This is a genomic window from Methylobacter sp. S3L5C, assembly GCF_022788635.1.
Classification (GTDB): Bacteria; Pseudomonadota; Gammaproteobacteria; order Methylococcales; family Methylomonadaceae; genus Methylobacter_C.
On record NZ_CP076024.1, the window covers coordinates 1,035,246 to 1,052,763 of the forward strand.

Here is a 17,518-nt window from a genome sequence, read left to right on the forward strand (position 1 = left end):
ACTAAATTATTATCAATGAAAAAAACATTTTAACGGGCACCGTTTTCTATGTAGCAGGAAGGTTTACAAGGTAAATCACTATCCATCTAAAGAGCATTTATTTTCATGTAAAAAACAACAATACCAAAAGAAAATCATCCGGTTTTATTTACATAAAGCTTAAGCCTTATATTTTTTATAAAAAAATAAGCATGTACATAGAAACTGACATCCACCCAGTAATATCAGCCTTATCGTTTAAAATTTGTCTCAACAATCAAGGTAGCTTTGCCAATGAGCATTAACAAAAAATTTATTCCATTTCTTAATAAATTGCCAATCAACTTAGCTTTATTAACTTTTATTGCCTTTTGTCTTTCTAAAAACAGTTATGGAGAACCCTCTCTTGCAAATACCTTGGCAGCCCTAAAACCGGGTATCGTCGCAGTGGGAACCTATATGCCAAAACGCAATCCCAAGGCAGTTTTTCTGGCTACGGGGTTTGCAGTAGGTGACGGTAGCCTGATTGTTACCAACGCACATGTCATTCCAGACAAGATTGATAATGAGCATATGGAACAACTTGCGATTTTCTATCATAAAGATAATGACGATAAAGCTATCCTGGCAGTAGCGGTAGCTATAGATAAAGAACATGATCTGGCAATTTTAAAAATTACTGAAGAGCGCTTGTCACCACTCAAATTAGGCTCTGTGTCATCAGTACGCGAAGGACAATTGTATGCTTTTACCGGTTTTCCTATCGGTATGGTTTTAGGGCTTTATCCGGTTACTCATCGAGGCATAGTTTCGGCAATCACGCCTAATGTTATACCGATGATCAGAGCAGAACAGATCAATGCAAAAATACTCAAACGACTGCAAGATCCGTACAATGTCTTTCAGCTAGATGCAACGGCTTATCCTGGAAATAGTGGCAGTCCTCTTTATGATCCTGATACGGGACTCGTTATAGGAGTCATTAATAAGGTTTTCGTACAGGAAAGCAAAGAAAACGTCTTATCAAAGCCTAGTGGAATTTCTTATGCAATACCGGTTAACCACGTTGAAAATATTCTTAAAAAAGCGTTGTAGTGACCACAGCCAATGTCTTGTCAGTACTTCATTTCATAAATACCAAGAATAGAGAAATGAGGTTACTTTACAGATAACATCTCTTCGAGGGATGTTATCTGTCCGGACTGAAGGTGATAGCCTAATCCATTACAAAATAGTTCTGTTCAGATCAAGAATAATAAATTATTTTCGTTCAAACAGGTTATAGGCAAAAAAACCCACATAAATTGTCACCACCAGTATAACCGGCTCCAATGACAATAATCCAAGTCCGGTAACAGCAGGGCCGGGACAATAACCACTCATACCCCAGCCAATGCCAAAAATGGCGGCGCCCAATACCAGTGATTTATCAACCAACAATTTTTTTGAAAGGTGAAAACTCTCTGCCAATAATGGAGTCGGGCGTTTAAGAATCCACCGGAAAGAAATAAAAGCAACCGCCAATGCACCGATCATGACAAATATAAGACTGGGATCCCAGTTACCGGTAATATCCAGAAAATTGATTATTTTATTTGGATTAATCATCTGTGCAAGCGACAGGCCTATACCGAATAGTATGCCGCAGAGTAAAGCGATTAGATTTTGCTTCATACGGTAAGCTCCAGGCTATGACGAATAATGTAAACCGTTATCATGCCTGTCACCATAAAGGTCAGTGTGGCAATTAATGAACGAATCGATAAATTGGCAATGCCACAAATACCATGTCCACTGGTACAACCGCCGCTCATACGCGTACCAATACCAATCAGAATGCCACCTGCCCCCAATAAAAACAGCGGATAATTTTGGCGGGGTAGATTAAAATTCGGCATCACTAATTGAAAAATAACAGCGCCAAGAACCAGCCCGAACAAAAAAATCAATCGCCACATCCGATCGTTTTTTGGCGCAAAAAAAACGCCGTTCATGATACCGCTAATTCCTCCAATACGGCCGTTAAAGAGTAAAAGTAAAGTAACGCTGATGCCAATCAAAGCACCGCCGCCTAATGCCGAAAAAGGCGTAAAATTTTCCATATCTATCTCAAAATAAAGGTTAATATCAAGTCTGCCAGGTCGTTAAGCTTATACCTGGCAATAAAAACAATATTAGCATACACTACTATACTTATTGAAATTTATCTCATTACTCATGCCCTGCCTTGGTTTTAAGCCCTACGCTATAAACTCAGACCTGCTTGGTTACAGTTATACCTCAAGTTAAAAGTCGACAGCTTAAAAGAAAATGTCCGTTCTATCCGTTAACCATAAAATCAAGAATTCTAAAAAAAGGTGTATCCAGCTACAATAGCCCCATTTAAACCCAGACCAGAAGTTAAAAATGGACGTCATCCAACGTATTGCCGAAGAATTATCTGTTAATAGCAAACAAGTCAAAGCAGCCGTTGCGTTGCTTGATGAAGGAGCTACCGTGCCTTTTATTTCCCGCTATCGAAAGGAAATTACCGGAGGACTGGATGATACGCAATTAAGGCAACTGGAAGAACGTTTACGTTATTTACGCGAACTCAACGAGCGGCGCAAATCTATTCTGGCCAGTATTAGCTCGCAAGATAAACTGACGCCTGAACTGGAAAAGGCTATTACCGAGGCTGATACCAAAACGCTATTGGAAGATTTATATTTGCCCTACAAACCCAAACGCCGAACCAAAGCACAAATCGCTCGTGAAGCAGGGCTTGAGCCACTGGCTGATTCCATTCTTAATGACCGCAACCTGATTCCCGAAGACATCGCCCTCGCTTATATTGATGCCGACAAAGGCGTAACAGATACTGCTGCCGCTCTGGATGGCGCAAGACAGATCATTATGGAACGCATTTCTGAAAATGCCGAATTATTGGCTGAACTACGCGAAAGGGTCTGGCAAAAAGGACTTGTTCACGCCACCGTCGTCACGGGTAAAGAGCAAGTTGCCGAAAAATTTAAGGATTATTTCGATTATCAGGAAGCTATCAACAAAATTCCTTCGCACCGGGCATTGGCTTTATTTCGGGGACGTAATGAAGATTTATTATCCCTAACACTTAAACCCGGCGCAGAAGACAAAGAAGAGCATACACTTTGTGCCCAGTTTGTTGCCCGGCATCTTGCGATTAAGGACATATCAAAACCGGCTGATGCCTGGCTGGCAGAAACCGCCCGCTTTGCCTGGAAAGTTAAACTATTCACACGTATAGACCTGGACTTAAAGCTCAGACTCCGTGAAGCCGCTGAACTGGAAGCTATTCGCGTTTTTGCCAGTAATTTAAGAGACTTGCTATTGGCTGCCCCTGCCGGCCCCAAAGCCACGATGGGTCTGGACCCAGGCATACGGACCGGAGTTAAGGTTGCCATTGTTGATCCTACCGGAAAAGTGCTGGCCACCGAGACTATTTATCCACACCCGCCACGTAAAGATTGGGATGGGGCAATGGCTACCCTGGCAAAACTGATTCAAAAACACCGTGTTGATCTGGTTAGTATCGGTAATGGTACTGGCTCCAGAGAGACAGATCAACTGGTTGCCGATGTTATGAAACAGCATAGTGAACTTAAGTTTACCAAAATAACTGTTTCAGAAGCCGGTGCCTCGGTTTATTCGGCCTCCGAACTTGCTGCCAAAGAATTTCCCAATATGGATGTGTCACTGCGTGGTGCAGTTTCTATTGCCAGACGCTTGCAGGATCCGCTGGCAGAGCTGGTTAAAATTGATCCAAAATCCATCGGTGTTGGTCAGTATCAGCATGATGTCAATCAGTTTCAATTGGCCAGAGGGCTTGATGTCGTCGTCGAGGATTGTGTTAATGCAGTCGGTGTCGATGTCAACACGGCCTCCATCGCTTTGTTAAAACAGGTCTCCGGTTTGTCAGCCAGTGTGAGTGAAAATATCGTGGCTTTCCGCGATGAAAACGGCCCCTTTATTAACCGCAAGCAATTGAAAAAAGTACCTCGATTGGGCGATAAAGCTTATGAACAAGCCGCAGGATTTCTGCGTGTCATGAATGGGGATAACCCGCTGGATGCCTCTTCAGTCCATCCCGAAGCTTATCCGGTTGTTGAAGCCATCATAGCCGACACGGGTAAATCTATCCGTGATCTTATCGGCCAAAGCGGTTTTTTACGTACACTAAATCCTGCAAACTATACCAATGAGAATTTCGGTCTACCGACTGTTACTGATATTCTACAAGAACTGGAAAAGCCGGGACGCGATCCACGGCCGGAATTTAAAAGCGTGGAATTTAAAGCCGGTATCGAGAAAATGTCCGATCTTAAACCGGGTATGAGACTGGATGGGGTAGTGACCAATGTCGCCAACTTTGGAGCCTTTGTTGATATTGGCGTGCATCAGGATGGCTTGGTACATATCTCTCACTTGTCAGATACTTTTATCAAAGATCCCAGAGAGGCCGTAAAAACCGGCGATATGGTGAAAGTTAAAGTACTGGAGGTAGATATTGAACGCAAGCGTATATCCTTATCCATGAAAACCAATGCCGATAGCGTTGAAGCCAGACCTGAACGAAATAACCAAAAACCGGTTACTAAACCCCGGCAACAACAAGTGCCGGCGCAAAATTTAATGGCCAATGCTTTTGCAAAAGCATTGAAAAAATAAATAACAATAGCTCTGCTATGCTTGAATCTAATTAACATACCCGCAGGATTTGATATGATTAAATATAATCGCTTTTATGTTTTTCTTCTTTTCATCTCCCTGTTTATGGCCTATATGCCAACAGCTCATGCAGATATGCCGCAACAAAGCTATGGCAATCAAGCCGGTGTAAACTTACAGCAGTCAAGCTATGGTGAAAAAATTGGTAATAAAGCACTAAATGCCTTTGCCAATTTAGCTACCAGCCCGTTGGAAATACCCAAAAATATTATTAACACCATGAACCAAAGCAACTTTTTTTATGGTGTATTTGGCGGGTTTATAAAAGGTCTGGTTAATACTTTGGGGCGAGCCGGTTGCGGCATTGCTGATTTAATAACCCTGCCAATACCGACCCGGCCGATCGCTCACCCTGTGTATATTTGGGATGATTTTGATATGGATACAACTTACGGTGAAGTATTGCGTCTTGATAACACCAAAAAAACAGATCAACCGATTATCGAAACCCCCATAACACAGGCAGCTCCAATCTCAATACCTGTAGCAACACCAGCAAAGACAGCGGTAGTTGATCGTTCAAATCAGTACAATCATCAAACCAATAAAAATCTGGATATGCTATTTAATAATAAAATGCAGAAATAACCTCAGTGCAACCCGAATCATGCTGATAATTAAAAAACAAAATAACTGAAAACCTCTGGTTTAATTTTATGTTGCTTATTTTTGCATTGGCGTGGCATTGAGATTTAAAGCATCAAGTGATGAGTACATTCAGTAGTTTCGTTACATGGGCTACAAATTCGACAGCGCAAACCGCAAGTTTTAATTCTGAAGCTGTTCGGATTCGATAATACATTCACCCGATTGTTCTATCAAAACTCCTTCCAGTAGGGCAAAAGCAATACGCTCTGCTTTAACTGGCCGATAGTGAAGCGGGACCAGTGACCGTAAAATTCGTGCAACGATCAGGCCTGTTTTTTCCCCAAGACGCACTTCTTCACGTACAGCGTCAATCAACGATGGCCTTACTATCGTAAAACTTGGATAGTTGATATTGCGAATGCCTGCTTCTGCTTCAGCCTTGGTACGTAGGTAAAAATTTCCGGCAGGATTAGCACCCAGAGAAGAGTTTAGCGCAAAATGCGTAGCACCCGCAGCTCTTGCCAGCGTTGCCACTTGAATTGGAAAATCGCGGTCAACCGCAGCAAAGGCCAACTGCGAGCCAGCCGCCTTAATTGTCGTACCTAACGTGCAAATTACTGCATCAACATTCCACCAGGATGCATCAACGGGTAAATGGGCAAAATCAATAATTGGATTGTATAAATTTTCATGGTTGGGCAACGGACGACGAGTAGGTGCAATCACCTGCTTGATACGCGGGTCGGCAAGGGCCAAAGTCAGTACCTGTCTGCCCACGGCACCGGTAGCACCGACCAAAAGTAGACTCAATGGCTTATTAAAATGTGTCATGTCAGTCCTTCAATAGTTGGTAAGGGGATTAATGTCTAAAAGACTTTTCCAACAGGTGCCATTCTCAATAGTTTAACGCTAAATGACCTGATTAATTGAAAATCATCTAAAGGCAACCGGTAATTGATACCGCCCAATGTGCCTTATTTACTGGTTTTTACTGCGAAAGAACGGTTGGGTGCTTACTAAAAAACAGGGACAAGAAGGCTTTAGGAAACTCATAAAGCCTTCTTCATCACATAATAAATATCTATCAAGAAGCTTTTTTCAACTCACTCATACCATTCGGTTTTTTAACCATTTGAAGCTGGGTTTTAAAGCGTTTTTGTATGGCTTCAACATGAGAAATTACACCGACGGTTTTTCCGTGAGTATGTAAATTTTCCAGGGTACTGATTACGGTATACAGTGAATCGGCATCGAGATTACCAAAACCTTCATCGAGAAACAGTGAATCGACAGAGCGCCCGTTATTGGCTAATTCTGAAAGTCCCAAGGCCAACGCCAAACTGACTATAAAGCTTTCGCCACCCGATAACGTCTTGGGTAATCGCCGCACATTAGCTTGATAAGTATCCTCAACTTCAAGCCCGAAGCCTTGCTCACCAAGTGCTTTTCGTATATAGTAACGACCGCTAATTTTTTCCAAAATGCTATTGGTTTGAGATAATAATTTATCGGCAACCTGTCCCTGAACCCGACGACGAAAAGCCATACCGTTTTCTGCTGTTATAAGCGCTGCGTCAACCAGGTAGGGCTGTGACAAAGCTTCTTGCTGTTGCACTTGCAACTGCACGGCATCATAAGTCTGTAGTAGTTGCTGTTGTTCGCTGAGTAAGCGCTCCAGATGTTGAACTTCCATACTCGCTATCTCAACCTTCTCGGCAATAAGCGTCAACTGTTCATCAACATCGGTTTTATTTAAGGTCGCATCTGGTAGTGAGAAATCAGCTTGTAACTGCTGATGACTGGCTTCCAATGCTATATTTTCGGCATCAATTTCTTGCTGCAATTCTGCTTTTCTGCGCTCCAGTTTTGGCTGACTTTCTATCAGCTTTAGTGCTTGGTTAATCTCATGCAAACCGGTAAATTGAGTACCTTGCATTTTTTCCTGCAATGCCTGATGCAAGTTGGCGGCTATAAGCTCCTGCTGAACAAGAAATTGTTCTTTATCAGCAATCAGCTTTTGCTTTTCAATGAGTGCCAAATGCAGTGCGATAGTTTCTTCACTTTGTAGTTGACTGGTATAAATTTCCAAAAACTCATTACAGCGTGTTATTTCGGCTTGACAAGTCACCTGTTTCAATTCCAAAGCTGCGAGTTCTTCTGTCAAATTTTTGTGACGGAAAGCATAACCATGGTAATCTTGCCGACGCATATTAAGCTTGTCAAACAACGCATCTTCCTGGCCCTTGCCAGGCATTTTCTCGCCCAACAACGTCAACTGCTCGAGCACTTTATCGGCCAGCTGTTTTGCTTCCTGCTCGCGCCTCGCCAATGCTGCTTTAAGGTCTGTCTCCTCCTGAGTAACTCCTTGACTATTTGAGCCCATTTGCTGAGCACTTATTTGCAATTGCTCAATAGTAGTAACGCTCTTGGCAATTGAAGTCTTTGCTTTTTCAATACTCGCCAGTTTACCCCAATATTTCGTAGCCAAACTGGCAATATCGGCTAATTCAGCTTTCTCTTTTTTTACCAACTCCTTCATCAATCCCGACTTTTTGATATCAAGATCATCACTGACGATATTTAGTCGGTTGCACAGAGTTAACCACTGCGCTCTAATCTGTTGTAGTTGCATTTGCCTTGCCTGATTTTTTTCAGACTGATTTTGTGCATTACTAATTTTAAATCCTATGTTGGCGGACTTCTCAATTAACGCTCTTATTTTTGTTTTTTGATCAATCAAGGCCTGCCTGGAATTGCTCACTACCGGCGGGTGTTTGGCGTAAGGGTGTTGCAAGGCTCCGCAAAATGGACAGGGTTTACCATCAATAAGATGGATTCTGTCGGGTGCCATTTTTTTTAATAACGATTGATGGATAATCGACTCATCAAGTACGCGTTTAATATTTTCTTCGCGCTTTATTTCCAACTTTAGTTTTTCAAGCTCAAGACTTAGTACATCAACATCATGCTCCGGTTGTTCTTTACGGGTAAATAAAGAGAAAAAACCACCCCCGCCAGTTAATGTTTGATGTTTTTTGGCCAGATTGTAAAGTGTTTCAAAGTCCTTGACACGCTCTTGTTGCTCTAACCTTAAAGCATTAATCTCATCAATGTTCTTGCCTTGTGCTATTGTCTCAAGCTCTTTTTCATCAGCCTGTAACTTGAGTTTTAATTCGGCCTGTTTGTTAATTTCTTTGGCAAGAGCGGCGTTATTATTATTGAGTGAAGAGGTGGTTTTTTTTGATTGCTTGGTAAATAATGTTTTCTTTGTGCTGAGTTCAACCATCTCGGTGCGAAGTTTTTTTAATTTACCCAGTTCAGGAAAATCTGTTAGCAGTAACGCTTCCGGTGCATGTTCTTCCAACCATGTTGATACCGTTACCAGCACAGCCTTCTTTTCCTCTGCCTGCGCCATCAAAGACTGCCTTTGGGCTGTTTCTGACTGCTTGTTTAAGCCAAAGCGACCAACCTGTTCCCGGGCATTATCCAGTTTTTTCTGCTGTTCAGTAAACGATAGCTCTGCCAAGTTGTCAGGCGCTGTTTTATTATCGCCAAGCTGATCTTTTAATTGCTTAAGTTCACTCTGAAAATCATCCAGAGTTGCTTTGCCTTGATGAATAACGTGGCTTATTAACTTGTGGGCTTCAATGTCATCCTTGAAGATTAACGCGCCTTGAGCGGCAGCAATCTGGTCCAATAAATCTTGTGTGTTTTCAACCTGTTGTTTGGCTTTTTCCAGGTTCTTTTCCTGCTCAACAATTTGCTTTTTTATCGCAGTTATTTCTGTTAGCAAGGCTTGCTGTTGCTTTAACGTATTTTGTTCAGCCTGTAACCCGGAAAATTGCTCTTTAAAATCGCTTAAATCATGCTCACTGGCTTCCCTTTTTTCAGGATCCATAAACTGAATAGCCGCTAACTTTTGTTTTAAAAGATCCAGTTCCTGTTGTGCATTTTCAGCCTTATCAAGTATGTCTTTTTTATAATCGGCATAAATATCGGTGCTGATTATTTTTTCCAGTATATCCATACGCTCACTGTCCAGCGCATTCAGAAAAGCCGAAAAATCACCCTGTGCCAACATGATTGAACGCGTGAAGTTACGGAAATTCATACCGGTAATTTCAGTCATCTTTGCACACACCTCATGATGCGTGCGGGCTAAAATCTCGTCATCTTTCAAGCGGATTAATTGCATTTCCGGCGGCATCAATTCACTGTCCGGATTACTCTCGGTACGTTGCACATGCCAACTGGATTTATATCTTTCACCACCCAGAGAAAACTCAATAGCTGCAAAACACTCTGTCGTGCGCTTGGTCATTACATGGCTTGCCGGCCGATTAAATCGAAAAGTTTCACCATACAAACCCAAAGTAATCACATCCAAAATACTGGATTTGCCTGACCCGTTAGGCCCGGTAATCGCAAAAACCCCGGTATCGGAAAAGGGCGCTTGCTCAAAATTGACCTGACTCTCGCCTTCCAGTGAGTTGATATTCTTGAAATGAATGTTGAGTATTTTCATAAACCTTTGTTTTATATAGCGATAGATCGGCACTATGTAAAAGTTGGTACCCGCATTGGTACTCAATTTTACCGTGCTTACATCATACACGATGCGAACGCCTGAGAAAACACAGCATAAAAAAGCAATTAATCACTAAGAAGATTCCGCAATCGCTGCCAAAACACCAGGCATAAAAAAGCCCATATTACATGGGCTCCATCTTGTTAGTATTCTGTAAAAAGACGGCCGCCCAACTAAAGCGCCGTTTTAATTGTCTTGCTATAATAATAATTATTTTGCCGCCTCTCTGTAAGCTTGTTTGACAAGTCTATCTTTGAGGTCTTCAGGTATGGTTCTAAAAGTTTCTAATCGTTTTTCTGCTTGTACTTTTTCCGTTGAAGATCATCCTTCAACGATTGGGCGGCAGAAACTACGGTATATACCGGCGAAGTCGTTGAAATGTGTTTAGCGCACACCATAAAAAATCAAGCAGAAGCGGCTTACAGGCGTGGTGACTTACTAGAAAAACGTATGCATTTAATGAATGACTGGGCGCGGTTTTGTTACACTAAAAAAGCTCAAGGCAACAATATTACATCAATCAGAAAAGTAATATAACACCATTAATAATTAGCGTAGCAACCAATATCCAAGATGCTCCTTAGCCGACAATTACCAGCCACTTGGTCAGATAGGTCATCTTTACCGACAGATTTTTCCCCAAAACTTTCAGCATGTCGTCCGACTCACGCAAATTGATGCGGCCATTGATTTTGAATTCACGCAAAGCATTGTCCTTGTAAACTACCACACCTGTTCTATAGCGACGAATCTGGCCAATGACGCTTTCCAGTGTGGCATTTTCAAACACCAGAAAGCCGTTCACCCAGGAGGTTTTCAGCGCCGAATCCAATAACAGCGTTTCACCAAGCCCTGAGACATCTACTGATACAGACTCGCGATCATGCAAAATTACCGACTGACTCAAAGTACGCAGATCTGTTACTTCAACGCGACCTGATACTACTTTAACTTCATCGCTATCGCTCTTTTCATGGACGAAAAATCGGGTTCCCAGTACACGGGTCGTCGAATGATCGGCTTGGACAATAAACGGCCTGTTGGGATCGGGTTTAACCTCGAAGTAAACCTCGCCCTTAAGCAAGTCTACCCTGCGTTGAGGGCCATCCATGCTAACTGCGATGGAACTGTCGGTATTGAGCATCGCAGTAGAACCATCACCGAAATAGACAGTTTTTCGCTCACCTACTCTGGTCGAGTAATCGCTTTCCATCAAGACCGCAAAATCGTTGCGGAATAAAAAGGCCAAAAATAGACAAGCCGCTATCGCTAATGGTAGTTTCACATAAGTGTAGGTTGTTTTCTTTTGCGGTGCAATATGATGTTTTTGAGCAGCATCATCAAGCGCTTTCAATAGGTCTGTGTCGCCCCACAGCTTACTGATTTCATTAAAAGCATCGCGATGCATATTGGCCTGATTCAGCCATCGCAGAAATGACGCCTTTTCATCGCTGGTAACATTATCCGCCCGTAAACGTATAAACCAAGCCACAGCTTGCTCGTCAATGTCATTATTAAGTTCTGATTCCAAGCTGTTCGTCTCGTTGTTCTGATTCATAGATAACTACTCCAGTCTCTGTATAGAAAGCTCGCTATAGCTCGAAAACATATGCAATATTGTACAAAATATTGCATTTTATATGACACCCTTCATTTTGAAGCAAAAGTAGTGAACAGTTTAGACATATAGTCTTGTCAGATAAATAATTTTCAGGTCAACACGGTAAGTATGACGTCAGTAATCGCAAGATTCTCGCGCATTTTCTCATCACACACAACACTTTACTGGCATTATGCAAGTACGTTTTGAAGGTCGTTATAACTATCGCCATTAAAGCGTCCCGCTACTTTGGTATGCTGTAAGATAACAGCTTGATATTGGCTGATTAACTGGCTATCAGCCATCTCCCTTAACGCTTTTAGGAATAACCGTTGGATGGGATATTCATCACTTTTAAGGTCTTAAGAAGCGCCAACAATTCGGTAGGTAACTCAGCCTCTTTCAACAACTTCAGTGATTTTGGTTTTAACCGATAAGCCAGCGATTATTGGTATTGAAAGTTACCGCTTTTAAAGCTCAATAGTACCGAACATGTTCAGGCCTTTACGGATACCTGTTGTTTTAACCATGGGTTGCTGGCCTATCGGTGCCCGATGTTCGCGGCAATGTCCCCCACATAGCAAATGAAACTTCATCACCAAATAAAACCACACTGTTGTCTTTGCATCACTTTACATACTACGGTAACTAGAAAAGTCTTCTATTACTCTCGAATAAAACCGTATTTTATTGGCGTTCTTTCGGAAAGAAGACTGCTTCCTTTTTTACTCTAAAGGGAACCTTGTAATATTTCGCGGGGCAACCGTAAAGGTTCAACTTCTTTACGTAACCGCGCTAACTCACCTTTGATCAATCAAGTTCAAAACACTTTTCTTGGTGGCCGATGGTTATATCGGTTCTTGCTCGGCTCTCACCCATCGTCCAATAGCGCTAAGAGAAACGCCTGAATTATTGGCTGCTTGCTTTTGCGTATAGCCTTTTCCATTAACTAACTTGGCAGCATCTTCTTTAAACTCAATCGTGTAATTGGGTCGTTTTTGTTTAGTTTGATTACTCATGTTCACCTCTGTTGACATGATAAAACTGTCTTTAGAAGTGCCCCATTCAATTAAACCATTTCAAAAAATCCATATCACAACACTTGGGAAGATTTTATTAATCTGTTAACTGAAAAATGAAGGGGCTGTTATATTGCTCACGCTATCTAAAACCCATTACTTATCATATTCAACCGGAATTTTATCAACACTTAAGGCTGCAACAGCAGCCTATGTTCGGGCTTTCCGGCCGTCAATGGCATTGATAACCCCTTTAGCCAAAAGTCCTGCTGATCCCGATAATAAGGCGACAAGGGCTGGCCCGATTGGCCGCCAGGCATATGCAAAATGGCATCGTCGAAATGGCCTGGTGCAACCACCAGTCTCTCACTAGCTCCGAAACCGGGTCCTCCCGAGCGCACGCAAAAAACGCAGCCCGGTAAAGCTTCGCTCGGCATATCAAGCAAACTACCCAGTATCGGCAAGGCCTTGGAAAACGGATGCATGTTCTTGACCTTATTTATACTACCCCAGTTCAACTCCATTAGTGCCACCCCTGGATGCTGAGCTTGCAGATGCTTTATACTGCGCTGCAATTGACTAAGAATAAAGCTGTCCCAGTTTGGATAATGTGCCGCATCGGGCAACGCGTGTAACGGTTTCTCATTCAGCAGGGCCTGCAACGGCGTATCGATATAACTCCATCCATAACTGAAATTTTTATCAGCCTGTCGGCTGGCCGATAAAAACGGCGTGAACACCGACTTGATCAATTCTTTGCGGAACTCGACCAACAAGGCAAAACCTAGACTGTCGACATCACCGCGTCCGTCCCAAGCCAGCAGGTAATCGCGCACTTGAGCCAGCTCCGGTTGCCCCGCAATGGCTTCCTTGGTCAGGATACTTAAGGCCAACTGCTGATAAAAGACATAAAGCTCGCTTTCGGTATCCAATTGCAAATTGAACATAGCCCATTCATCTATCTTAGGCGTTTGCCTAAGCTGCTGGGTAATCCTGTAAGCGCGGTAGCCGTTACCGAACTGGTGACCGATTACATACGGATATTTTTTGCCCAGGCGGCGATCATTGGCCGATGCCAAAATACCCTCAGGCGGATCGATGACCCGCGGTAAATTTTCAGGCTCAACATACCCGTTCCAGCCCACGCTACCATCTGCCCAAGAGCGGCTAACCAGACCGTCATTGCCAAAGCGTTTGGGGACTTTACCCATTAACGTCCAAGCGATGTGACCTTTATCGTCAGTCAACAAAACATTCAACTGCGGACCACCGGTGCTGTTAACGATTTTTACCGCCTGCTCCAGAGTTTCGCCCTGCTCCAAATCAAACAAATTAAGGTTGATGGCATCAGCATCCAGCGCCACCCAATGAATTGCCACCGGCCGATCTAGCAACGGCTGATTGGCAACCGGCCCCCAGATCGTCTGTTTGACCAAGATCTGTTTAGCTGCACTTCCTTTGACGACTATGGTTTCCGGATACTCGTCAAAATGTTGCCATCGGTCACCTATCCGGTATTGATCGGGATAGTCGGGATTGATGTCGAGCTGAACCAAATCCAAAAAATCACCGGTCAGATTGGTTACTCCCCAGGCAACATGTTGATTACTGCCGGCAATTAACAACGGCGTACCGGGCAACGTTAATCCTGCAGCATGTGTATCTCCATAATTCAGCTCGATGCGATACCATGTATTGGGTACCGATATACCCAAATGCATGTCGTTAGCCAGAATACCACGCCCATCCTTAGTTTTCTTGCCACTGACCGCCCAGGCATTGGAACCGGCCATGAAGTCGGACTGCTGCACCAACTGCGCCAACACCGTTTTATCCATCGGCTGATCAGCCAATGCGGTCGCCAAAGCCTCTATGGGAATCACTTGTGCCGGACGCAACGATTCGGCCTGTTTCAACAGCTGTTCGGTATAAAAATCGGTATCCGGCGTCAGAAATCGCACTAAAGCATCCGGCAAGGTTTTTTCCATCACACTCAACATACGCTCACTGCGCTCCTCCCAGACAGTTAAGTTATCGCACATACCTAATACCACTAGTAAACTATCATCAGGCGTCCAAGGCTCCGGTTGATAACCCAAGACTGTAAACTCGAAAGGTAGCTTACCGGATTCCGTCATATAGCTGTTGACGCCGTCTGCATAGCTTTGCAGATACTGCTGATGGGCTGGCGGCAGTTTTGCTAATATAGCTTTTGTCTCCCGATGAAAACCATAAGTCCGAGCCTTGATGTCGCTGTCCAGCGCCATGTCGCCAAAAATTTCTGCCAGCCGCCCCGCGCTTTTACGGCGCATCAGCTCCATCTGAAACAAGCGGTCGCGGGCGGTGACATAGCCTAATGCCCGAACTGCATCGACACGATTAGCGGCATTGATAACCGGCATGCCGTGCGCATCGGTCTGTACGCGAACCTCCGCCGTAAGCCGATTCAACTTCACTACGCCGTCAAGTTGCGGCATGGACTTATGCAAAACCCAAAAACCGCCGCCGATGGCTATCGCCGCAATGCTTACCAGTCCCAATCCGGTATATAAAACAAATTTTAGAATGTTCACTGTTGCCTTCTAATAATGTGAAATTGTAATTTACCTGGTTCCCACGAACTACGTTTATAGTTATACATAATTTTCTCGGTGCATCGTCATACCGGCATTCCTGCCAGAATGAGGTGTCCCGTAGGCACTTGTACATAAAGACAAGCGTGCTGCTAAATAACCATTTAGCCTCACCATAATTAACTTATCTGGATTGACTGCTTATATCCGTCACTACCGGCTTTTCCATGGCGACAATCTGACCTTCTTCCAGCTTGATACAACGATCCGCCAAGTAGAAATAGCGATCGTCATGGCTGATGGCCAATACTGTTTTTCCTCGGGCTTTCAAGGCAGGCAAAAGCTCCGTATAAAATAAATGTTTAAATTCCGGATCTTGGTCTGCCGCCCATTCGTCGAAAACATAAAAAGGCCTGTCTTCCAGATAAGCGACCAATAACGCCAAGCGCTTGCGCTGGCCTTGTGATAAATCTACCGAGGAAAATCGCCCGCTTTCAATCCGAACTTTATGGTGCAAATGCAAGCGCTGCAAATAATCGTCAATCATCCTATCGTTGTTCCCATTATCAACCCCATACAACTCATCAAACAGATAAAAATCCGAAAAAATCACCGAGAAATTTTGCAGGTAATCATCCCGATTAACGTCGTCGACGATCTTGCCGTCCCAGCGAACAAGCCCATTTTCCGGCGTGTATAGCCCGATCAGCAGCATTGCCAATGTCGTTTTTCCGCTACCGTTGCCACCGACTAAAAATACCAACTCTCCGGGCTTAAAGGCCAGATTTATAGGCCCCAATATGAAATTGCGATTTTCCTTTTCCCGATGGAAACTGTGCGTCACATCTTGCAGAGACAGCCCGGAAAAACTTTGACAAGTCTCCATTTTACATGGTGTATCGACCTGGGCCACCTGTCTTTTGAGCTGATCGCCTAGCTGCCCGACTTTTTGTAACGAAACATTGGCTCTACTGAAAATAGGCAAACTGGTAGTGAGTATGGTCAACGGCGACATCATGAACAAAAACACCAGTGCATAACCTCCGATCACCTTTTGATCGATATCCTGCCACACAGGAAAAACATAGAGAATCACACCTATGGCCACGTAATACAGTAACTGCGCCCACTGATTAACCACCAAAAAAGCCATTGCACTTCGGAAAGAATACTGGCGATAAGCCAGTGTACTGGCGGCCAGTGATTGCGCCATAAACGCATCGCTACGCTGCCTGTGTAATTTCAGCTCGCGAATGCCTTCCGTCAAAGCCCGGAAATTGCTGCTAAGCACATCGTATTCATTCCTTGTCTTGACCACGGCTTTTTTCGGCCACTCCCTGAATAAGCTTGAACTCAGTACCCCAAAAACAATCACACCGCCCAAAATCAGTGCTAGATGCCAGGACAGCAAACTTAGATAGACCATACAACCAACCACGACCGCTAAATTAATACAAACGACTGGCAATACCTGACTAGCCATAGCTATCGCCGTAATATCCTCGGTCAAATTAGCCAATAACGCCGACTTACCGAGCTTTTGCAGACAGGGATAAGGCACGGTCAAGATTAAGCGGCTGATGTGAATACGAAGATCGCAAACAATCTTGGTGCTGAGCAGATTAAGTAGATAATGCGATAGAAAACCGCTGGACAATACCACAATAGACAATCCGCAAAATAGCCATGGTAAGAGCTTGGCATCCAAGCTATTCGCCAACGTCGCATTAATCAGCGCAACCAAAGCCGCACTGCTTAAGCCACTGATAATACCCGCAAGCATTACGATAACAATCGTTAGCCAGGAAGAACGGCACAAAAAAACTATCATAAAATATTTTCCTTTAAACTTGCATGTGCATAATTAAATACGTTAATACAAATTCTATGTCACGCATCAGGACTCAAAGCCAAAGTGAGTATAAGTAGGCTGTCAGAGAATAAGAATCGTAGCGAGTAAAAGCTATTTTTAGTCAGATTTTTTGGTCATTTGATATAAATATTTTGTGCGTGTAACAAAAATGGGCGGGAAATCTGGTAGAAATGGCTTTTCCGCAGTAGATTTTCTATTCTCGGACGGCCTCATAGTAATAAGACGCCTTATGGCTTATTTAACCTCATTCGTTCGACTAAAAAATTCTGCCGAATACTGAACCCTACACGGTCAAATTCATGAAAAAAGTCCGCTATTATTTGCTGTATCGTATCGTCCGCAAGAGTAACGCCCATACCCCGCTTTAAAAAACTCTGTTATTTAACGTATTAAAAATACGTCATATGCCTTGTTTTTCAAATTCACGGCCTGCACTTATAGCTAACCTATTGTAATTACTTAACTTAAAAACTGGCATACTAATTGCTTTATTAAATCGTGACTATGCAATAAACACATCAGTAAACTCCGACAACTCGGCTTGCCATGCAG

General features: G+C 43.4%; 11 protein-coding genes. 3 read left to right on the top strand and 8 right to left on the bottom strand.

All coding sequences use genetic code 11. The annotated features are described in order from the left end of the window. Positions 1-273 precede the first annotated feature (273 nt). On the top strand, positions 274-1,074 hold the full coding sequence (locus KKZ03_RS04880) for a serine protease (RefSeq protein ID WP_243220423.1): 801 nt from the start codon (positions 274-276) through the stop codon (positions 1,072-1,074). A 165-nt stretch (positions 1,075-1,239) separates the two neighbouring features. Here KKZ03_RS04880 and KKZ03_RS04885 read toward each other — a convergent pair whose 3' ends face one another. Both KKZ03_RS04885 and KKZ03_RS04890 read right to left on the bottom strand, forming a co-directional pair. Continuing rightward, on the bottom strand, positions 1,240-1,653 hold the full coding sequence (locus KKZ03_RS04885) for a DUF6691 family protein (protein WP_243220424.1): 414 nt from the start codon (positions 1,651-1,653) through the stop codon (positions 1,240-1,242). Further along, positions 1,650-2,081: a YeeE/YedE family protein gene (locus KKZ03_RS04890; protein WP_243220425.1), complete on the bottom strand. Its 432-nt coding sequence runs from the start codon at positions 2,079-2,081 to the stop codon at positions 1,650-1,652. The genes KKZ03_RS04885 and KKZ03_RS04890 overlap by 4 nt, the downstream gene beginning before the upstream one ends. A gap of 304 nt (positions 2,082-2,385) precedes the next feature. Between KKZ03_RS04890 and KKZ03_RS04895 the strand changes: the two genes are divergently transcribed. Together KKZ03_RS04895 and KKZ03_RS04900 are read left to right on the top strand one after the other, a co-directional pair. Further along, positions 2,386-4,665 (top strand): Tex family protein, encoded by a 2,280-nt coding sequence (locus KKZ03_RS04895; RefSeq protein ID WP_243220426.1) that lies wholly within the window; start codon positions 2,386-2,388, stop codon positions 4,663-4,665. Positions 4,666-4,719: 54 nt separating this feature from the next. Further along, complete coding sequence (locus KKZ03_RS04900) at positions 4,720-5,313, top strand: exosortase system-associated protein, TIGR04073 family (protein ID WP_243220427.1); 594 nt, start codon at positions 4,720-4,722, stop codon at positions 5,311-5,313. A gap of 180 nt (positions 5,314-5,493) precedes the next feature. Here the strand turns inward: KKZ03_RS04900 and KKZ03_RS04905 are convergent, their stop codons facing one another. From KKZ03_RS04905 to KKZ03_RS04930, 6 genes are all read right to left on the bottom strand, one after another. Beyond that, positions 5,494-6,144 carry an NAD(P)H-binding protein gene (locus KKZ03_RS04905; RefSeq protein ID WP_243220428.1) on the bottom strand — a complete coding sequence of 217 codons (651 nt, stop codon included), beginning with the start codon at positions 6,142-6,144 and terminating at the stop codon, positions 5,494-5,496. Between the two features lie 253 nt (positions 6,145-6,397). Beyond that, on the bottom strand, positions 6,398-9,838 hold the full coding sequence (locus KKZ03_RS04910; protein ID WP_243220429.1) for an SbcC/MukB-like Walker B domain-containing protein: 3,441 nt from the start codon (positions 9,836-9,838) through the stop codon (positions 6,398-6,400). 643 nt (positions 9,839-10,481) lie between these two features. Beyond that, positions 10,482-11,459 (bottom strand): FecR domain-containing protein, encoded by a 978-nt coding sequence (locus KKZ03_RS04915; protein WP_243220430.1) that lies wholly within the window; start codon positions 11,457-11,459, stop codon positions 10,482-10,484. An 890-nt stretch (positions 11,460-12,349) separates the two neighbouring features. Then, complete coding sequence (locus tag KKZ03_RS04920; protein ID WP_243220431.1) at positions 12,350-12,520, bottom strand: transposase; 171 nt, start codon at positions 12,518-12,520, stop codon at positions 12,350-12,352. A 191-nt stretch (positions 12,521-12,711) separates the two neighbouring features. Then, positions 12,712-15,093, bottom strand: a complete 2,382-nt coding sequence (locus KKZ03_RS04925; protein ID WP_243220432.1) for a penicillin acylase family protein — start codon at positions 15,091-15,093, stop codon at positions 12,712-12,714. 184 nt (positions 15,094-15,277) lie between these two features. Then, entirely contained in the window at positions 15,278-16,924 is a 1,647-nt protein-coding gene (locus tag KKZ03_RS04930) for a cyclic peptide export ABC transporter (RefSeq protein ID WP_243220433.1), read from the bottom strand. Positions 16,925-17,518: the final 594 nt, after the last annotated feature.